This is a genomic window from Clostridium omnivorum (assembly GCF_026012015.1).
Lineage (GTDB): Bacteria > Bacillota > Clostridia > Clostridiales > Clostridiaceae > Clostridium_AX > Clostridium_AX omnivorum.
Genome location: NZ_BRXR01000001.1, coordinates 3,944,843 through 3,965,449, shown reverse-complemented (window position 1 = coordinate 3,965,449; position 20,607 = coordinate 3,944,843). Strand labels below are relative to the sequence as shown.

The 20,607-nt window shown below is 31.7% G+C and carries 17 protein-coding genes; all 17 read right to left on the bottom strand.

Annotation, left to right across the window (positions count from 1 at the left end; genetic code table 11):
• Positions 1-31 precede the first annotated feature (31 nt).
• The 17 genes from bsdE14_RS18720 to bsdE14_RS18640 all read right to left on the bottom strand — a co-directional run bounded on the left by bsdE14_RS18720 (position 32) and on the right by bsdE14_RS18640 (position 20,590).
• Entirely contained in the window at positions 32-1,483 is a 1,452-nt protein-coding gene (locus bsdE14_RS18720) for a ribonuclease E/G (protein ID WP_309298128.1), read from the bottom strand.
• 65 nt (positions 1,484-1,548) lie between these two features.
• The gene (locus bsdE14_RS18715; RefSeq protein ID WP_264851518.1) at positions 1,549-2,253 is read right to left on the bottom strand and encodes a TIGR03936 family radical SAM-associated protein; all 705 of its coding nucleotides are present in this window, start codon (positions 2,251-2,253) and stop codon (positions 1,549-1,551) included.
• The gene (locus tag bsdE14_RS18710) at positions 2,228-4,087 is read right to left on the bottom strand and encodes a TIGR03960 family B12-binding radical SAM protein (protein WP_264851517.1); all 1,860 of its coding nucleotides are present in this window, start codon (positions 4,085-4,087) and stop codon (positions 2,228-2,230) included. Before bsdE14_RS18710 ends, bsdE14_RS18715 begins: the two co-directional genes overlap by 26 nt.
• Positions 4,088-4,200: 113 nt before the next feature.
• A complete protein-coding gene (locus bsdE14_RS18705) occupies positions 4,201-5,055 on the bottom strand; it encodes a M50 family metallopeptidase (protein ID WP_264851516.1) in 855 nt (284 codons plus the stop codon).
• A gap of 38 nt (positions 5,056-5,093) precedes the next feature.
• The gene (locus tag bsdE14_RS18700) at positions 5,094-5,888 is read right to left on the bottom strand and encodes a M23 family metallopeptidase (protein ID WP_264851515.1); all 795 of its coding nucleotides are present in this window, start codon (positions 5,886-5,888) and stop codon (positions 5,094-5,096) included.
• A 393-nt stretch (positions 5,889-6,281) separates the two neighbouring features.
• The gene (gene mmsB, locus bsdE14_RS18695) at positions 6,282-7,457 is read right to left on the bottom strand and encodes a multiple monosaccharide ABC transporter permease (RefSeq protein WP_264851514.1); all 1,176 of its coding nucleotides are present in this window, start codon (positions 7,455-7,457) and stop codon (positions 6,282-6,284) included.
• Positions 7,457-8,995 (bottom strand): multiple monosaccharide ABC transporter ATP-binding protein, encoded by a 1,539-nt coding sequence (gene mmsA, locus bsdE14_RS18690; RefSeq protein WP_264851513.1) that lies wholly within the window; start codon positions 8,993-8,995, stop codon positions 7,457-7,459. The genes mmsB and mmsA overlap by 1 nt, the downstream gene beginning before the upstream one ends.
• 89 nt (positions 8,996-9,084) lie before the next feature.
• Entirely contained in the window at positions 9,085-10,182 is a 1,098-nt protein-coding gene (chvE, locus tag bsdE14_RS18685) for a multiple monosaccharide ABC transporter substrate-binding protein (protein WP_264851512.1), read from the bottom strand.
• Positions 10,183-10,376: 194 nt separating this feature from the next.
• Positions 10,377-11,633, bottom strand: a complete 1,257-nt coding sequence (locus tag bsdE14_RS18680; RefSeq protein WP_264851511.1) for a response regulator — start codon at positions 11,631-11,633, stop codon at positions 10,377-10,379.
• Positions 11,634-11,641: 8 nt separating this feature from the next.
• A complete protein-coding gene (locus bsdE14_RS18675) occupies positions 11,642-12,973 on the bottom strand; it encodes a sensor histidine kinase (protein ID WP_264851510.1) in 1,332 nt (443 codons plus the stop codon).
• A 121-nt stretch (positions 12,974-13,094) separates the two neighbouring features.
• Positions 13,095-14,084, bottom strand: coding sequence for a sugar-binding protein (locus tag bsdE14_RS18670; RefSeq protein ID WP_264851509.1), 990 nt, complete (start codon positions 14,082-14,084; stop codon positions 13,095-13,097).
• 130 nt (positions 14,085-14,214) lie between these two features.
• A complete protein-coding gene (mgsA, locus tag bsdE14_RS18665) occupies positions 14,215-14,589 on the bottom strand; it encodes a methylglyoxal synthase (RefSeq protein WP_264851508.1) in 375 nt (124 codons plus the stop codon).
• Positions 14,590-14,612: 23 nt separating this feature from the next.
• Positions 14,613-15,728, bottom strand: a complete 1,116-nt coding sequence (gene rodA, locus bsdE14_RS18660) for a rod shape-determining protein RodA (protein WP_264851507.1) — start codon at positions 15,726-15,728, stop codon at positions 14,613-14,615.
• Between the two features lie 84 nt (positions 15,729-15,812).
• Positions 15,813-16,082, bottom strand: a complete 270-nt coding sequence (gene minE, locus bsdE14_RS18655; RefSeq protein ID WP_264851506.1) for a cell division topological specificity factor MinE — start codon at positions 16,080-16,082, stop codon at positions 15,813-15,815.
• Between the two features lie 12 nt (positions 16,083-16,094).
• Complete coding sequence (minD, locus tag bsdE14_RS18650) at positions 16,095-16,892, bottom strand: septum site-determining protein MinD (protein WP_264851505.1); 798 nt, start codon at positions 16,890-16,892, stop codon at positions 16,095-16,097.
• 13 nt (positions 16,893-16,905) lie between these two features.
• Entirely contained in the window at positions 16,906-17,538 is a 633-nt protein-coding gene (gene minC / locus bsdE14_RS18645; RefSeq protein WP_264851504.1) for a septum site-determining protein MinC, read from the bottom strand.
• 163 nt (positions 17,539-17,701) lie between these two features.
• Positions 17,702-20,590 (bottom strand): penicillin-binding transpeptidase domain-containing protein, encoded by a 2,889-nt coding sequence (locus bsdE14_RS18640; protein WP_264851503.1) that lies wholly within the window; start codon positions 20,588-20,590, stop codon positions 17,702-17,704.
• Positions 20,591-20,607 lie beyond the last annotated feature (17 nt).

Genomic DNA, 20,607 nt, shown 5'->3' with positions numbered 1-20,607 from the left:
AACATATAAAAATATGTTTGTAAAGCACATTTTATCCATAAATCCTATATACTTCGAGGTTTTGAATCTGATTTGCAAAAATCAGTGGCTCTACTTTAAATAATTCCATCTTATTTTTAAAATTTACATATACTCTTTTATCTAAAGCATCTATTGACTTTACAAATCCTATTTTATCCTCTAAAATTTCTTTTTTATAGATTGAATTCATCTCCACATATATATCTTTGATACCTTGTTCTCTGTCTATTTTTAGCACTTCACTTTTAATCATTGATACCAAATATGATAGCTTTATTCTTTTTCCTTTTCCATCGCATACTTCACATTTTTCCTCAATGAATTCACTAATGTTTCTGCCCCTTCTTCTTCTAGAAATTTGTACTAAATTCAACTCTGTAAAAGGATAAATATACGTAGCATTTTTATCATCTTTAAATCCTGCTCTTAAAACTTCTAAAACCCTATCCTGATATTCCTTATTATCCATATCGATGAAATCTACTACAATAATTCCACTTAAATTTCTAAGCTTTATCTGCCTTGAAATTTCCTCAGCAGCTTCCAAATTTGTATTTAATACAGTCCTCTCCATAGAATTACTGTTCAAGTTTTTTCCTGAATTTACATCTATCACATACATTGCTTCTGTTTTATCTATTACTATAGATGCGCCACTACCTAGTTGTATTTTATTATGCCTCAAATTCAAAATTTCTTTTTCTATACCATAAGCATTAAGTAGCGTTCTGCTGTCATTATGCAATATTACCTCTACTTTTACATCACTAATATTATGTACTATTTTGTTTACATACTGAAAGTCAGCCTCATTATCTACAATTATCCTAGAAGTCTTAACATCAACTCTGTCTCTAAGTACTCTATCCATAACTCCAGCATCGCTGTATAAAAGTCCAGGCTTAATAGAATATCTACCTTCTCTTTGAATTTTCTCTAATTGCAGATACAGACTACTAATTTCTTTTTGTAATTCCTCTAGTCCTACTTTTTCTCCATTAGTTCTTATCATTATTCCTATATCTTTAGGTCTATTAATGTTTTCTCTAATATGGAGTTTAAATTCTTCATTTTTAATACTCTTCGAAAATCTAATATCTTTATTTAGAGTCTCGATTACGCAGTAACGGCCAGGTAAACTTATTGCATTTGTTACCTTAGGACCTTTTGTTCCAATGCTCTCTTTTAAAACCTCAACAATAACTTCATCCTGTTTTTTTATTTTATTATTGTTAAACTTACTATCTAAATACATATAGCAATTTTTTTCACACCCTATGTCAATAAATGCACATTTTATAGCAGGAACAACATTTTTCACTACTCCTTTATAAATCTCCCCTGGAATAGGTCCATTGTTTTCTTCCTCAATATAACATTCAACAAGCTTATCATTTTCTCTAACTACAATTTTTAAAAGATTTTCTCGCCTTTCAATAAATATATCCTTCAAATTGAACACCTCTACTTAATATGGAAATGGAGAACCTGGACTAACTTCCTCCATTTCTCCATTAAATTACTATGCTATTCAATACATTTAAAAAGAGGAATAAATTTGTTATTTTTAATAACAAACATTTCTTCTCTTTCTATATCTACAAAAGTCTCTGCTTTAAAATTGTCAGTGTTATTCTTTATAAATGAGGCAAGTAAATCTGCTGATAAATTTTCTTTACTTCCGCAGGCTAATATAACCCTTAGATTAAGCCCACGAGAAGTTTCATTATACCTAAAGCTCTTAATTAAAGGCTTTATATCAACTTCTTTATCTCCATTTTTACTTCTTTTTATAGTATTCCATTGATCCTTATTTTTTAAATCCTCTACTTGCTTCATTAAGTTTTTTAAGTCATCATATTTAATATTTATGTTATATTCTGCAGCTTCAATTAGAGCCATAGCTTGAGGCAGCTTTTTTTCACCTTCTACATTTATAATCTTCACAACCTCAATAAATCTTATACCTGATGGTACATTAGCATTAAGCCTTTTCTTAATTGAATCTTCTTCAAGTTCTTCAGTTAAAACCAAATCCATATACTCACCTTTAGAATACATGCCTACTGATAATGGTTGTGCAATAGATATGCTCATGTGAGGATTAAAGCCTTTTGAATATTCTACAGGCAGTTCTGCTCTTCTTACAATTCTTTGAATGGTCCTCATTAAATCTAAGTGTGAAATAAACTTTATTTCACTTTCCTTAGTGAATTTTATTAGGTAACGCACCTTCGAAACACTTCCCTTCCTTAAAGTTCACATTTATACCGCATCTAGTACATCCTAATCTGCAATCTGGAGTAAGAACAGCAACTTTTGCTTTATCATTTTCCTTAATTAAGAATTCTTTATCTACTCCAATATCAATGAAATCCCAAGGAAGTATTTCATCATAGCTTCTCTCTCTATATGCATAAAAATCTCCATCTATGCTGCATTCTCTTAAAGCTTCTTCCCAAATCTCAAAATTAAAATAGTCTGACCAACCATCAAATTTTGCACCTTTTTCATAGGCTTTTATAAGTACATCACATAGTTTTCTATCACCTCTTGCAAACACAGCTTCTAGATAGCTAACAAGAGATTCATGCCAATTGTAAGATATTGCTCTACTCTTTATAACGGACCTTAAAGCACTTATCTTTTCTCTTACATCTTCCCTTTTATCCATTGGAGCCCATTGAAATGGAGTAAATGGTTTAGGGACAAATATAGATGTACTTACAGTTACTTTTAGTCCCTTATTTCTAACATTCTTAGGAACCTTATAATATTCATCAACAACTTTCTCAGCTAAATGTCCTATTCCCTCTACATCTTCTGTAGTTTCATAAGGAAGTCCAATCATAAAGTATAGTTTTATAGTTGACCATCCTGCTTCAAAGGCACTTCTTACTGAATTTATTAAATCTTCTTCTGTTACCCCTTTATTAATTACATCTCTCATTCTTTGAGAACCTGCCTCTGGTGCAAAAGTAAGTCCAGTTTTTCTTACCTTTTGTATTTCTTTAATTAAATCCACTGAAAAAGAGTCTATTCTTAAGGAAGGCAAGGATACCCCTACTTTTTTATCTTTATGCTCAACCACTAAGGTATTTATTAAATTTTCAATATCTGAATAGTCACAAATACTTAGGGATGTCAAAGACACTTCTTCATAACCAGTTTTCTTTATAAGTTCATCTACCTGATCAATCAATGTTGATGTATTCTTTTCTCTAACAGGTCTATAAATCATACCAGCTTGGCAAAATCTACAGCCTCTTGTGCATCCTCTAAAAGTTTCAAGCATTATCCTATCGTGAACTATTTCTGTATATGGAACAATTAGCTTATCAGGATACGTTGATTCATTTAAATTTGTTATTATTCTCTTTTTGATTTCCTTTGGAACATCTTCAAATAGCGGAATAAATTCCTTTATAGTTCCATCTTCTTTATAATTTACATTATATAAGCTAGGAACATAAATTCCCTGAATATGTGATATTGCTTTCAAAAATTCTTTTTTGCTCTTTCCTTTATTCTCTTTATATTTATCAAGAACTTCATTTATTACCTCTTCGCCTTCTCCGATAACAAAGAAGTCTGCAATATCATATAGAGGTTCTGGATTATACGCACAAGGGCCGCCAAACATTACTATTGGATATTCATCTCCTCTATCAGAAGCTCTTAATGGTATCCCACTCATATTTAACATATTAAGAATATTTGTATAACTCATTTCATATTGAAGTGTGAATCCAAGAAAATTAAATTTTCTTAAAGAATCTTTGCTTTCTAATGCGTATAAATCAACATTATTTTCTCTCATAAGTTTTTCCATGTCTGGCCATGGTGCAAAGGCTCTCTCACAAAATGTATCTTCCCTCTGATTTAATACATAATACAGTATTTTTGTACCTAGATGCGACATTCCAACTTCATAGACATCTGGGAAGCAAAATGCATATCTTATATCCACCTCATCCTTATTTTTATTATATGAGTTAAATTCCCCACCGATATATCTTGCTGGCTTCTCTACTCTATATAAAATATCATCAGTAATTTTATTCATATTTTTCTCCTTTCACTAGTAACACTGGGCATAATACGCTATTTTATATTTTATCACATAATCATCATAATAAACAAATAAAAAATAAGCACAGATTTTCTGTGCTTAATAAACTAATAATTCTCATCTCTCTTACTTATAAATTGTTCTATAGTCATATTTCCATAAAGCTTTAGTGCTTCCAATATTTCTTCTTCATAAATAATATCCATAACTTTCATTTCATCATCTAATATCATAAAAACATTGTACTTATTTTTATCAAAAATACATAGGGTATTAATTAAATCATTCTTATAATATATAGAAGTGCTTTTATTTTCAATATATCCTCGCTTCTTAAATTTTGTTTTTTTCTTTATTATGTCTCCCATAATTATAAATGCTATCCTCTCTTTTTCTTTATACGAATATATAATTATAAAAACAGCTATTATACCAATATTTAAATTTACAATATGAAAAAAAATCATTCCAAGGAATAGGATAAATAAGGCAATGCCAAAACATATACTAAATCGCATTGTAATTTGATTTGCTCTTCTGTATATAGTTTTTTGAGCTATAAAACTTCTAAGCACTCTTCCTCCATCTAAAGGAAATGCAGGAAAAATATTAAATAACCCTAAAGCGAGATTCCCCTTATATAAATATGATGCATAACTATAACCAAACTGGCTATAAATTTTATAAAAAATCACTGCAGCAGCAATATTAACTATAGGAGCAGATAAGGAAATAATTATATCTTGATTTGGAGTTATTTCCTCCATATCTTTTAGAGTTAATACAGCCCCTATTGGCAATATCTCCATATCAAAACCAGAAAAGCCAAAACATAGAGCTGTTAAGTAATGCACCATTTCATGAAATATAACGATTAAAAAAGCCATTAGTAAATGACCCTTAAAACCAATTAATATTAGTAAAATTATGTACGGAATAAAAAACTTATTTACCCTAATCAAAAATGCCCTCCTAAAAAAGTAATACCTATGTAAAAAATTTATTTAGCTGAGCTGAAATTAAAATACTCCTCTGGATTTTTATTTTCTCCCATATATAACAGCTCAAAGTGAAGATGAGGAGCAGTAGACTTTCCTGTATTCCCACTCTTAGCTAAAGTTTGCCCCTTTTCCACCTTGTCATCTTTTTTCACTAGCAGTTCACTTAAATGACCATATTTTGTCTCAATACCACTTCCATGATCTATTAATATGTATTTACCGAGCTCTGCATCCTCACCACATTCTTTAACTTTCCCACTAGAAGGACATTTCACTTCAGTCCCTTCTTTTAAGTCTATATCAACCCCTTCATGAAACTTTTTCTGTTTAGTGAAAGGGTCTTCTCTATATCCAAATTCAGAGGTTATTATTCCAGCAGCAGGAATATTAAAATCCTGCATAATTTTATCTTTAATTGTTTTTCCCCCACCAATATCAATTTTTATTTCTTCTATTAAATCCATAATTTTTTTCTGTGCTTCTGATATTTTAAAATTCTTAACAGAACCTACTATCTTCGTATAATCATAGCTTTTGTTAACCATATCTTTAGAATAATTGTAAACAGTGGTAGTAGCTGGTGTTACTACAAGCTTGCACCCCATGACAATTATGAGCATTGCAAATACCCCTATAAGATCCTGCATTAATCTTTTCATAAGAAAATTGCCGTCAAAACTAGATTTACTTTTTCCAAAAGATGAAGTGCCGCCATAGGAATACCCTCCATAACTTTTTCTCTTGTTTCCTAGATTTCTATAGTAACTTTCATATTGCGAATTATAGCTTCCCATTTTTCCTCCTTATTAGTGGTCACGCGGGGTAACCTACTGTTGCCGTTTACTATGGCAGATGTAGGGATTAATTTACCAAATTCTCATTTGCTAAATTACCTATTAAAGATCATTTAGACCTTTAGCCCCGTGAAAGTCCATTTAGGACTTTTACCTCCTATATAAATATTACTAATTATATATATTTTTATATAAAAACATATATGACTAAAATCGAAGGAACAATTATTAATGCCCCAGCTTTAAATATATAATTTAACATATAAAAATCACTTGTGTTTTAGAATAAAAACACAAGTGATTTTTATATGTTATTTATTAATCCTCATTTCAGAACGAAGGCTGCCAATTTAGGATGCATCACTATACTTTTCCATATAAATAAATTTCTAGCTATGCTTTTGACTTTTTCTTTGAAATTACATCAAAGGCTACAGCAATTAAAAGAACTAATCCTTTAATTGACATCTGCCAGTCACTTCCTATACCTAGTATAGACATACCATTATTAAGCACACCCATTACTAATGCACCAATTATAGCTCCTACGACTGTACCTACCCCACCATAGGCCGATGCTCCACCTATAAAACATGCAGCAATTGCATCAAGTTCAAAGTTTAAGCCCGCTTGTGGGGATGCTGAATTAATACGAGATGAAAACATGACTCCAGCCACAGCAGATAAAACAGCCATGTTAACATAGGACAAGAAAAGCACCTTATTAGTATTAATACCTGAAAGTTTTGCTGCCTTTTCATTGCCACCCATTGCATAAAGGTATCTGCCCGGAACAGTTTTTGTTGTGAATACAGAGTACACCATAATAAGAATTCCTATAATTATGAGTCCTATTGGAATTCCTTTATATCTTGACAGCCAATAGAAGAAAAGATTAATTAGAAATACAATTCCTATTATTTTAGTTAGAAAAAGAGTTAAATTGCTAATTTCAAATCCGCTTTTTCTACTTTTAATTCTCTTCTTTAATTGAATATATATATATATAAAGGAAATTAAAATTCCTACAAAAATAGCCGTAAAATTTAACTTTGTACCAAACCCATTAAATATATCTGGAACAAATCCAGAACTAATTTTTTGAAAACTCTCTGGAAAAGGAGCGAGTGTTAATCCTTTAAGCATTGTAATAGTTAGGCCTCTAAATAAAAGCATACCTGCAAGCGTTACTATAAAGGCAGGTATTCTTATATAAGCAATCCAAAAACCTTGCCAAATTCCGATAGCTACTCCTAATACCAGTGCAATAATTATTGTAAGCACTATATTAACTTTCATGGTAATACTTAATGTTCCCACAATTGCTCCAATTAGAGCGCATAATGATCCTACAGAAAGATCAATATTTCCTCCAGTTAAAATAGTAAGAGTCATACCAATTGCTAAAATAAATACATAGCCATTTTGAAGTATTAAATTAGTAACATTCATGGGTACTAAAAGTATCCCATTTGTAGCAACTTGAAAGTATGCCATTATCACAACTAAAGCAATAAGCATTGCGTATTGTCTTATATTTTTTTTAAATATATTTTTAACCGACTCCATTATTCTACCTCCATATTCCCCTGCATGATACACTTCATTATGCTTTCTTGAGATGCTTCTTCACGAGAAAGTTCCCCTACAATTTTCCCTTCATTCATTACATATACTCTATCGCAAACACCCAATATTTCTGGAAGCTCTGAAGAAATAAATATAATTGATTTACCAGCGTCAGCTAATTTGTTTATAATTGTATAAATCTCATATTTAGCACCAACGTCAATACCCCTTGTAGGTTCATCCAATATTAACACTTCTGGATCTGTAAATATCCATTTGCTTAGTACTACCTTCTGCTGATTTCCACCGGATAAATTCCCTGTGTTTTGCATTATACTTGATGATTTAATATTTAATCTTTTTCTATAATCTTCAGCTACTTCACTCTCTTTGTGCTCATTCACAAACTGCTTGTAGCTTATTTTATTTAGATTTGCCAGTGAAATATTCATTTTTATATCTTGCATAAGAATAAGACCTGCAGTTTTACGATCTTCTGTTACATAGGATATCCCATTATCTATAGCATCACGTACATTTTTAAGATTGAGTTCCTTACCATCCTTAATGATTTTTCCGCTTATGTGTTTACCATAGGCTTTACCAAATATGCTCATTGCAAGTTCAGTTCTCCCAGCACCCATTAAGCCTGACAAACCTACAATTTCTCCCTTACGAACATTTATATTTACATCGTCTATGACCTTTTTGCCTTCAATTATGGGATGATATACATTCCAATTTTTCATTTCAAAAACAACTTCACCTATATTAGACTGATGGCTTGGGAATCTGTTAGTTAGCTCTCGGCCTACCATGCCCTTAATTATCCTATCTTCACTTATATCTTTTTGCGCTGTATCCAAGGTTTCTATTACCCCACCATCACGTATAATGGTAATTGAATCTGCAATCTTTAAAACTTCATTAAGCTTATGAGATATAAGAATTGATGTAATTCCATCTTTTTTTAATTCTAATAACAGCTTTAGCAAATTATTTGAATCCTCTTCATTAAGAGCTGCAGTAGGCTCATCCAAAATGAGTAGTTTAACCTGTTGAGCCAAAGCTTTTGTAATTTCAACAAGCTGCTGCTTACCAACACCTATGTCCTTAATTAAAGTGCTAGGCTCTTCATTAAGCCCAACCTTTTTTAGAAGTTCCTTTGCCTTTGCATACGTAATCTCCCAGTCGATAAAGCTATGTGTTGCTCTTTCATTTCCCAGGAAAATGTTCTCCCCTATTGAGAGATAGGGTATTAGCGCCAATTCCTGGTGAATTATACCAATACCAATATTTTTACTATCCCTTACATCTTTAAAAATACACTCTTTTCCTTGAAATATTATTTCCCCAGTGTAGCTTCCATATGGATAGATTCCACTGAGCACATTCATAAGAGTAGACTTTCCAGCTCCATTTTCCCCAATTAGAGCATGAATCTCTCCATATTTAACTTTTAGATTTACATTATCAAGTGCTTTTACTCCTGGAAAGGTCTTTGTAATATTTCTCATTTCAAGTATAAACTCATCCATCCCCTCATCCCCTAACATTATTTTTCTATCTGAAAACCGAATATCCTATTACAGATATTCGGCCTTCAAAATGAAACTTCACTTAATTTTTACTTTAAATCGGATTCTTTATAATATCCGCTGTCTATAAGTATTTGCTTATAGTTATCCTTGTCTGCGTAAACAGGATCACATAAGAAGGATGGCACAACTTTAACACCATTATTATATGTTTTTGTATCGTTAGTTTCAGCTGTTTTACCTTGAAGAATAGCATCAACCATTTCAACAACTTTAGCTGCTAAAGTTCTTGTATCTTTAAATATAGACATTGACTGTTGATTGTTAATCATTGCAAGTACATTTGGTTTGTCACAGTCTTGTCCTGTTAATACTGGGAATGGCTTGTCAGCAGTACCATAGCCTGCATTTTTAAGTGATGCAACAATACCAATAGCTAAGCTATCATTTGGTGAAAGTACAACATCAAGTTTCTTTCCGTTTGCATAGTTTGCAGTAATTAAGTTATCCATTCTTGCTTGAGCTTTAGCTGAATCCCAGCCTTGAATAGCTATGGTTGTAAAATCCTTTTGCTTACTGCCTATAACTAATTTTCCATTGTCAATGTATTGTTGAAGTACACTCATTGCCCCGTTATAGAAAAATGTTGCATTGTTATCGTCTGGTGAACCAGCAAATAATTCTATGTTGAAAGGTCCCTTACCATCTTTAAGTCCGAGTTTCTTTTCAATATATTGTCCTTGAATAACTCCTACTTTAAAATTATCAAAAGTTGCATAATAGTCAACATTACTTGTCTTCATAATCAATCTATCATAAGCTATAACCTTTACTCCGTTATCCCCTGCCTTTTTCAGAACATCAGTAAGTGCTGCACCATCGATAGATGCAACAACAAGAACTTTACATCCTTTTGTTATCATGTTCTCAATTCCTTGAACTTGAGTGTTAACATCATTGTTTGAGTATTGCAAGTCAACTTTGTAGCCTTTAGCTTCAAGCTGTGACTTCATATTTGCTCCGTCTTGATTCCAACGCTGAAGTGATTGAGTTGGCATAGCAACACCTATAAGAGCACCCTTTCCATTGGAATCTGTAGTTGTAGTGCTAGTTGGTTTCGTTGTACCGCACCCAACTAAACTTAAAGCGAGCAGTACTGATAAAACTCCTGAAATAATCTTTTTCATTTACTTTTTCCCCCTTTTATTCAATATACTTCATAACTTAATAGTAATACATGTATACGTTATCTTAAACGTAATTTTCTGCTGTACTACAATAAAATATTGCTCAAATTTTATGGAGGATTATTACCTAATCTACAGCAAAAAAATACTATAAAAAAAGCGCTTATGGCGCTTTTACAATAGAATATTACATTCTAATTTATATTTTGTTTAAATTCAGTTGGGCTAATGCCCTCATATTTCTTAAATACCTTACTAAAATAATTTGGATCACTATACCCCACTAAAAAGCATACTTCCTTAATACTTTTAGACTTATTTAGTAGGAATTCTTTTGCCTTATTAATTCTAACTATATTTACATAATCAGAATAATTATATCCTAATATCTCCTTAAAAGTTCTGCTAAAATAATAAGAACTAAGATTAAATTTTGCCGCAGTTTTCTCTAGATCTATTTCTTCCTTAATGTTATCTATAATATATTGCTCAACAGCCTTAAAAAGGGCAATTTTTTCACTATCTGCATTCACAGGTTCCTGAGCATTTATCACGTCTCCAAAATACCTAACTGCATTATTCTGGACCTTATACTCTATAGAGATACAGGCTTCTTCATAGGATTTATGTAATTTTACTAGTCCTTCACAGCACACTCCAACACCTATATTTAATGTGATCCCAAATACTTTTTTAACTTCTCTGCATATATCAGCTGCTAGTTTAATAGCATCAGCTTTTACTTCTTCATCCTCTTTGGATTTAACTTCAATAAAATATACTAAATTTTTTGTAAAAAGATAACTGCCTATAGTTCTATATCTATGATTTATATATTCTTTTACATATTCTCCAACTTTGAACTTAAGACTTTCATCGTTAGTTACATTGTTTAACTGTACCACCATTGCATAACCATTTCTAAAATCCATTTCTAGATACCTAAGGTATGTATCGTAATCAATTGAATATAATGTATCATTAATAATTGAATAGCTTAGTTCATTTTCTAAAATAGGCATTAGATTATAAATTTTCTCCTGATTCTCAATTTCATTTTTACGCTTTTCTTTCTCATTATTAACAAAACTTATTGCTTCCTTCATCTTTTCAATAAGCTCTACTCTGCTAAATGGTTTTAAAATATACTCTTTTACGTTATTCTTAACTGCTTCTACAGCAAAATCAAAATAATCATAAGCTGTAATAATTATAATGAAAACATTTGGGTTAATTTTTCTAATCTCCTGTATGGCTTTTAATCCATTTATTCCTGGCATCTTTATATCGGTAATAATTATATCTGGCCTAACACGTTCAAATACTTCTATTACCTCTCTACCATTTCTGGCTTCACTTATTTCTAACTGTTCCATAAATTCATTTTTGATAATATTAATTATAGAATCCCTATCATATTTTTCATCATCAGCAATAAGCAACTTCACCATACACATTTCTACTCCTTTATTGGAATTTGTAAGTAAATCCTTGTGCCGCAGCCTTTTTTGCTTTCTATTTTAAAAATACCTTTTTCCTCATAAATAAGTTCAAGTCTTTCAACTACAGACCTTATTCCCATTCCAGTAGTATGTCCTATATGCTTAAGTTTGCTCTCTTCACAAATTATCTTATTTAATGTTTCTTCATCAATACCGCATCCATTATCCTCTATTATAACTGTACACGAATCCCCCAGTTCGTGTATATCAATATTAATAAATCCTCCATCTTCTTTTGGTTCTATGCCATGAATAAAGGCATTTTCAACAAAAGGTTGAAGGGTCATTCCTGGCACCATTACTCTATTTAAATCACCCTTAATACTTAGATTAAATTTAATTCTATCACCATATCTTAGTTCTTGAATATACATGTACTGTTTAACTACATTAACTTCTTCCATAAGAGTTGCATTTCTATCCATCATTCTTAAACTGTATCTTAAGATACCTGAAACTGAAGTAATTAAACTTTCTGTTATTACAGCATTTTCACTTATTGCAGTTTGATTAATACAATTTAGAGTATTAAATAAAAAGTGTGGGTTAATTTGCGATTGTAAAACCCTAAGCTGAGACTGTTTAAGTGCATTTTGATATTTTAACAAATTCATTTCTTCATTTCTAAGCTTTATCTCCAATGCAGCAGTTTCTTTTATAGAATTTATATACTTTTTAATATCATTTATCATTGCACTAAAGGCAAGGGACAAAATGTCCAATTCATAAATAAAGGTTTTTTTTCCTTCATAAAAAGAAAAATCGCCTTGTGATACTTTTTTTGATGTATCTACTAGTTCCTTTAGCTTTTCCAAAATATTTTTAAGGAAGAATAAAGTATATAGTATGCTTATTAACAAGGCAGAAACTATATATATTATCAATACTTTATAAATATATTTTTCTTTTGCCTTTAGATTGTTATAAATTTCATTATTATTTTTTAAATAACTGTCACTTAACTTAGAGATAAATATATTACAATAATTAAATATTTCTTTGGTAGAAACATAATTAGTATAATATACATCAATTCCATCTTTATTAGAACTTAACTTAATTGTATTATCACCTACACCTTTATAACTTCTTAATGAGTTTTGCAGGTCTCTTAAAATATATCTACTTTCAATACCAGATTTGCTTTGAAGCAAAATTACATTATCCAATGCCTTACTATATCCTTCCTCATAAAGTGTTTTGCTCTGCTCAGAATTATCTAGTACATATTTATTAAAATTATTAAAAGAATCATTGAGTTTTTCCTTAATTTCATTTGTTGTACTCATTTTATTTAGCATAGTATCATAAGCACTAGTAATTTGTTTGCTTATGATTAAAGATACAATACTAGTTGTTGCTATGGGGGTAATTATAATAATTGCGAAAATGATAAATTTTCTTTTTAAACTATTTGTCTTCGCCATCATAATCACTTTGCCTTTTTCTAAACTTGTCCAAGTTCTCTTTTGAAACTACAGTTACGTCAGTTGGGAATATCCCTTTGATATCTTTTCCCTCCATAATATCCATAATTATATTTACTGATTTATATCCCATAGCATAAGGATTTTGAACTATTGTAGCAGCAATGGTTCCATTTTCTATAAACTCCAAGGTTTCTGGCAAATCATCAAAGGAAATAATTTTAACGTTTCCTTCAAATCCTGTGCTTTTCAAGGCCTTCGCAGCACCTTGTCCATCCAGGGCTGAAGTACAAAATATGGCTTTAATATTACTGTGATTCATCAAAATTCTTTTAGCTGCTAATTCTGCTTCTAACAAGTATGAATCAGAAGACTCAATATCCGAAATCGCAAGACTAGAATTATTTTTTATATAATCTGTAAATCCTTTTACTCTTTCAATTTGATTTTTAACATTCCTCCCGCCCATAATAATTGCCACATCTCCATTTCTCCCTACTTGCTTAATCATTTCCTTTGCCCCGGCGCTTCCTGCAGCTACATTGTCGGTGCCAACGTAAGCTAAACGCTTGCTGCTTTCTGCATCTGAGTCTACAGTTACTAATGGGATTCCTCCCATTATAACCTTATCTATAACTGATTTATAGCTAGCTTCATCTTGAACATAAGTTATAATTCCACTTACTTTAGCAGCATAGGCCATGTTTATAAGCTTTACCCCTTCTTCTACACTAGCGTAATCAGGACCTTGAAACTCAACAACAGCACCTCTCTCCTTAGCTGCCTTTTCTGCTCCAGACTTTACATATTTCCAATATGGATTAGAGTATACATGACTTATAAGTATTATTTTAGGCTTCATTTCTTCATAAGCAGGAGTTTGCTCTTTTATGCTATTAAGAAGAATGAAATTGAATATTATAAAAAATGAAAACATTAGTATATATTTTATGAACTTATAAAGTCTTCTCATTTACAATCACCTCACAGTAGCAATATACTACAATTAATATTATATATTATCCAAATATTGTAAACAAGCTAATATCCTCCATAAATAAAAAAGACTACTATCTAATAGTAATCTTTTATCAGTGTGCAATCTATTGAACTCTAGAAATGAATGCTTTCATAAATATCTCTGCTGAACCTATGTTAGTAGCTAGAGGTATACGATGCACATCGCATAATCTCAAAAGCGCTGTTACATCAGGTTCATGTGGTTGCGCAGTTAGTGGATCTCTCAAAAATATTATTAAATCCATTTCCCCTTGAGCTATTTTAGCACCAATTTGTTGATCTCCTCCTAATGGTCCTGATAAAAACCTATGAACCTTAAGCCCTACATTTTCTATGATCAATCTTCCTGTAGTACCAGTAGCATATAATTCGTGCCCTTCAAAAACTTCCTTATACCTTGAAACAAATTCTACCATGTCATCTTTTTTCTTATCATGTGCAATTAGTGCAATTTTCATAAAATCTCCTCCCGCTCCATGTTTTAAAAATTAATCTTTTTTCTTCTCATACCAACATTAAGTACTATAGCTATAGCCATAAAACTAGTTAAAATAGAGCTTCCACCATAACTCATTAGAGGTAGGGTAATTCCTGTAATAGGCATAATTCCAATTGTCATACCTATATTTTGAAGTAATGAAAATAAAAATGTTGAAATTACTCCAATGCATAATACTGAGCCAAATACATCTTTTGAGCTCTTTGCAATTTTTATAAATTTATAGATCATAATACCATAAAACAGCATTAAGGCCAAGCCTCCAATAAGTCCCCATTCTTCGCCAACCACAGCAAAAATAAAGTCATTGTGTGCTTCAGGTATAAAACCGCCTCCAACCTGAGTGCCCTTCAAAAATCCCTTTCCTAGTATGCCACCTGAGCCAATACCTTTTAATGATTCTTGAAGCTGCAAATTGGCCCCTGACGGATCTGCCTCTGGATTAAAAAGAGCAGTTATTCTCTTCTTTTGATATCCCTCTATTAAGCCTGAATTCCAAACCAGTAGAATTGATATAATTAATCCGCCAATACCTCCAAAGATAACTCTTAAATCTAGCCCAACAGCATAAAAAATACCTAATACAATAAAAAAACATACCATTGTCATTCCCATATCAGGCTGAATAACAATTAAAGCCATTGGAATTATAGCATAAAAGCAAAGTGTAAAAAAATTCTTTGGAGTATTTATATTACCTTCCATATCATCTAACTTTTTTGCTAGCATAATTATCATACCAAGCTTTGCAAATTCAGACGGCTGTATCATTCTGCTTCCAATAGATAGCCATCCCTTTGCACCATGACTAGTATGTCCAAATACATCATTTATCACTAGAAGCCCAATAGAGGCCCAATAGATTACTGTTGCATAATTCATCAGGAATGAATAGTCAAATATCAGTATCAGATATACTACAATTAGTCCAAGTACCAACCATATAAGCTGAAGTTTGAAATATTCAGTTCCATATGCATTATGTGTTGCACTATATATATTAAATGCTCCAAATATTACAATAATAACAGCTGCTATAAGAATTCCATAATCGAGTTCTTTCAGAAGCTTACCATTAATTTTTAACTTTTCGTACATAGTAATCCCTCCATTAACAATATGATTATACCATATAACTAAAAAAAAGCTATGTATAATCTTTTAATTATACACAGCTTAGCTTTATATTTTTTTTCTCATACTTTTTATAGGTATACTAGCTACAAGCGCAGGAGCATTACCTTCGCTTGCTTCAGTCCTAGTAAGTTTAACTTCAATATCTCCATTTTCAATTTCAGCATAATTAGATATAACCTTTAGTATTTCACTTTTAATCATCTCTAAAAATTCCTGAGATAAGTCAGACCTATCATGTATCAAGATAAGCTGCAATCTTTCTTTAGCTACATCCTTTGAGGAAGATTTAGAGGAAAATATTTTAAATAAATCCATATTACTCTCCCCCTATTTTTTCTTAAATATCTTTTTTAGTGAGGATAAAAATCCACCTTCATCATTGTCTAAGGACATAAAAGGTACTTCTTCCCCCACAATTCTTTTTGCAATATTTTTAAATGCTTGTCCTGAGAAAGCCTTATCATCCAATACAATAGGCTCTCCCTTATTGGTCGAAACTGTAACATTTCTATCATCTGGAACTACACCAATAAGTTTTATAGCTAGGCTATCTAGAATATCGTTAATATCTAGCATATCGCCTTTTTTCACCATTTCATGATTTAGTCTATTAATTACTAGTTCATGCCTCTCAAGACCTTTGGAATCTAATTTTCCTATTACCCTATCTGCGTCTCTTACAGAAGTTAGCTCAGGATTAACAACTACAATGGCTCTATCAGCTCCAACCACAGCGTTTTCAAAGCCTTGTTCAATTCCTGCAGGACAATCAATAATTACATAATCAAATTCCTCTTTCAACTGATTTACAGTACTTAACATCTTCTCCGAATCCACATCGTCTTTATCCCTAGTTTGTGCAGTTGGAAGCATAAATAAATTATTAAATCTCTTATCCTTTATTAGTGCTTGCTTTAACCTGCACTTTTCTTCTAATACGTCTAATAGAGTAAATACAATTCTATTTTCAAGTCCCATAAGTACATCCAAATTTCTTAGTCCTGTATCTCCATCTACTACAACTACTTTCTTACCCATTGCTGCTAGTGCAGTACCTATATTAGCAGTTGTAGTTGTTTTACCAACTCCACCTTTACCTGATGTAATAACAATAGCCTCTCCCATTTTCTTACCTCCATTAAATAAACTTGTTTAATAAATACGGTTCCACAATTATCATATTATCTTTTACCTTAGCCACCTCTGGAAAGGTTGGCTTTACGCCATCTTCAGGTGATCTAGTCATAATATCTGCAATTTGAAGTATTTCAGGCTGCATACTAAAAGCAGCAATAATAGCTTTATCATTACCGCTTGCACCAGCGTGCACATTTCCCCGTAGAGAACCTAAAACTACAATATTGCCTCCAGCTGAGACTACTGCTCCTGGATTAACATCGCCAATTATTACTATGTTACCAGAATAGTCAATGCTTTGCCCGCCACGTATAGTCTTTTTTATGAACTTTGTTCTACCTTCGTATATTCCTGAAAAAACTTTAGAGTTTTTTTCTTCCTTATCCTCAAATATGCAATCTTGAATAAGAAACTCTTCAAATAAAATGTCTTTTAGCTTACTTAATTCTCTATCATTTATATATTTTAGTTCTGCAGTTATCTTTAAGGTACAGCCTTTATAAAACTTTCTTCCCTTAGATAGCTTATCCACTAAAACCTCTAAAACTTCATCAAAGTCCTTGAATTTGTGGATATTAATAACTGCATTTAAACCTTCTTTGTTTCCCTTAATTATTATTCTGTCTTCTATCATAAAAAACCTCCATAAGTAAGCATAACATTATATTTCAACAAAATTTAGTAAAATCCTTCTTTCAACTTGTAAAATTTCGTATATTATAGCTTAAATACTAAAATTTAATTGAATTTTGCATAATAAAAATAGATGGGGTGCACCCATCTATTTTTTTATTGTACTAATTAATTGGCTTAGCCTCAATGTCACTCTGAGGTGTAACACCATTTGCTTTTAATTGATCCTTGAAATAAGCTTCGTACATAGCTCTTGCCACAGGTGTTATGAATCCCCCGTGACCACCATCGAATATTATCACTGCCACAGCAATTTGAGGTTTATCATATGGTGCAAAACCAACATACACTGCATAGGAGGTTCTTCCAAAATCAGCTTGGTCATTTCTAAAAGTAGCTGATCCTGTCTTACCTGCTGTTTGAAATGGAAGGCCAGCAAAAGCTCCTGCTGCAGTACCTTTATCGGTAACGGCCAACATACCAGCCTTTACTGCATCTAAGGTAGACTGCTTAACTCCTGTATTTTCAACAACCTCAGGCTTTATATCCTGGATTACATTTCCATTAGCATCAGTAATTTTATCCACAAGGTGAAGCTTGTATCTATTTCCTCCATTTACCATAGTTGAAACGTAATTAGCAAGTTGAAGTGGAGTAAAATTACTTATACCTTGTCCTATAGAAGCGTTGTAGATATTAAACGGTGCTGTACTTTGGAAATATCCATCATAAATACTTATACTAAGCAAATCATAGGCCATGCTTGATATTTCACTCTTAGAAATATTTTTACCTTTATAGCTTGAATCTGCTGCTATAAGCTTATTAATTAAAGTTGTGTAAGTGTTCATTACATAAGTATCCCTTTTAATTCCAGAGTTCTTATCATCTTTACTACCTACACCTTCTACCCATCCACCATTCTTTATAAAAGCTGATATCTGATCCTTAAAATCTTTCTTAATTTGCTTTACTTCATCACTATCTGAATCACCATAATATAAATTGATAGGTGTAAAAGTATTTCCCTTTGAACTCTTCCCAGACTTAAGCAAATCCATACAACTTGCAAGATAGCTTGCAGCATAGTTATTCTTAATAGTATAAGAATTAAACACTTGTCCAAAATTTTCTTCATCACTGGCAAATTCTATACCTGTAGTTGGTTTTTGTCCTGAATTAGGCTTTATACCGAGTCCAAATTTCCAAGCATAATCAGCTAAAACATCATCGCCATAAGCCGCCCTTAGTCTTTGAGAAACTGTCATAAAATAAGGGTTACTAGATTTTGCAATAGCAGTAGTTAAATTGACTATACCATTACGTCCATCCGATGGAAATTTTGTGTTAAAACCATTTCCATCATCAAAAAATCCCTCATCATCAACAGTTGTAGATGTATTAATTACTCCTTTTTCAAGTCCAGCTATAGCTGTTAACGGCTTAAATGTAGAACCTGGTTGAGTTAATGATAATGTAGCATAATTATAAAGAGGCTTTGGCAAAACATCATATTTATCGTATCTTATATTTGTGTTCTTATACATTGGGAACAATTCATTTATTTTATCATTATTGTATCCCTTCAACTTTCCAAAACCAGCATAATCAGGACTAAAATACTTTTTATATTGATCTTCTGTAAGTCCTTTTGCAAAATCATTAGGGTTAAATCCTGGTCTACTTACTAGAGCTAATATTCCCCCTGTATTTACATCAATTGCAACTGCAGCTCCTCTTGTAGCATTTGATGTATCAACGTCTTGTTGAACTCCTGCTTTTTGCAAACTAGCCATTGTTTTATCAAGAGCTACTTCTGCTGCATATTGAACATCTTTATCAATAGTAAGCTGTAGTGTCTGTCCTGGATAAGACTCCCTGCTGCCTAATTCTTCAGTTACTCTACCCTGTTTATTTAACTTAACTATTCTTCCACCTTTTGAGCCTTTAAGTTTGTCTTCATAAGCTCTTTCAAGTCCTGCTGCACCTACATAATCCGTATTGGAATCATATCCTTTTTCATCGTACTTATCTTTACTTGAAGAGTTAATCTTAGATATATAACCTAAAAAGGCAGATCCTAATTCATCATAAGGATAATACCTAATTGGCTGAATTGATATATCTATACCTGGCATATCATTTAGCATTTGAGAAAATATAAATGCTGTATCCTGATTAATACTCTTTGCGATTTCTACAGGCTTATAACCTGAAAAACTTTGCATCTTCTGAGTATCTTTAACAAGCATATATCTTCTTTGCTGATCTATTGTATAGTTAAGCTTATCTACTCCGCATTTTACAACTAGCTGTTCAAATATTTCTTTAGTTTTCTTTTTATCCTTTACATATTGATCAAGCAATGCTTTTACTTCACTTTCTGAAGAAATCTTATACTTGCTTTTAATAAGTTGTAATGTATCATTAGGAACATCACTATATTGATCAACTATATTTTTAAAAGTATCCTTAGGAGTAAGCTTATATTGATCAACCAGATATTTAAATGTTTGCTCAGGAGTTATTTTTAATAATTCTTCATCAACCTTTTCTTGCTGTTCTTCTGAAAGAGTGTCCTTCACTTTAGGGTATAGCTTCTTTATAATTTCCTCATCTAAACCCCTATCCTTCTTAAATCTTAATTCTATCTGTTTTCTAGCATCTTCATCTTGAACTTTAAATTCAAATCTATATGGGTTAATTTTTAGTTCAAAGTCATCCTGCTGCACTTCTTTGTTTTCATCTAACACCTTAAATACCTTATCCATTGTTTGGAAGAAATTTAGTTTACTTTCATCGGTTTCCGTATATGTTAGTATATAGCTCTTTTGATTTGTTGCAAGCAGGCTGCCATTTCTGTCCTTAATTTCACCTCTTGGTGCAAATTCCTGTATTTCAGTAATAGATTTTCTGTTAGCCTTTTCCTTATAATCTTCTGCTTTGACTACTTGCAGATAGGTGAGCCTAGATGTTATGGCTGTAAATATTAGAAGCATTATTATAAATAAGGCTGTAAACCTATTAAAACTCTTTTTCTTCTTTTTCTTCATAATCCCACCATCACCAC

Coding starts and splice junctions, on each gene's coding strand:
- chvE (WP_264851512.1), bottom strand. CDS start 10,182: ATGAAAAAGATTATTTCAGGAGTTTTATCAGTACTGCTCGCTTTAAGT.
- bsdE14_RS18700 (WP_264851515.1), bottom strand. CDS start 5,888: ATGGGAAGCTATAATTCGCAATATGAAAGTTACTATAGAAATCTAGGA.
- bsdE14_RS18710 (WP_264851517.1), bottom strand. CDS start 4,087: ATGAATAAAATTACTGATGATATTTTATATAGAGTAGAGAAGCCAGCA.
- minE (WP_264851506.1), bottom strand. CDS start 16,082: ATGGATTTATTTAAAATATTTTCCTCTAAATCTTCCTCAAAGGATGTA.
- mmsB (WP_264851514.1), bottom strand. CDS start 7,457: ATGGAGTCGGTTAAAAATATATTTAAAAAAAATATAAGACAATACGCA.
- bsdE14_RS18675 (WP_264851510.1), bottom strand. CDS start 12,973: ATGAGTACAACAAATGAAATTAAGGAAAAACTCAATGATTCTTTTAAT.
- bsdE14_RS18670 (WP_264851509.1), bottom strand. CDS start 14,084: ATGAGAAGACTTTATAAGTTCATAAAATATATACTAATGTTTTCATTT.
- bsdE14_RS18680 (WP_264851511.1), bottom strand. CDS start 11,633: ATGGTGAAGTTGCTTATTGCTGATGATGAAAAATATGATAGGGATTCT.
- rodA (WP_264851507.1), bottom strand. CDS start 15,728: ATGTACGAAAAGTTAAAAATTAATGGTAAGCTTCTGAAAGAACTCGAT.
- minD (WP_264851505.1), bottom strand. CDS start 16,892: ATGGGAGAGGCTATTGTTATTACATCAGGTAAAGGTGGAGTTGGTAAA.
- bsdE14_RS18640 (WP_264851503.1), bottom strand. CDS start 20,590: ATGAAGAAAAAGAAGAAAAAGAGTTTTAATAGGTTTACAGCCTTATTT.
- minC (WP_264851504.1), bottom strand. CDS start 17,538: ATGATAGAAGACAGAATAATAATTAAGGGAAACAAAGAAGGTTTAAAT.
- mmsA (WP_264851513.1), bottom strand. CDS start 8,995: ATGGATGAGTTTATACTTGAAATGAGAAATATTACAAAGACCTTTCCA.
- mgsA (WP_264851508.1), bottom strand. CDS start 14,589: ATGAAAATTGCACTAATTGCACATGATAAGAAAAAAGATGACATGGTA.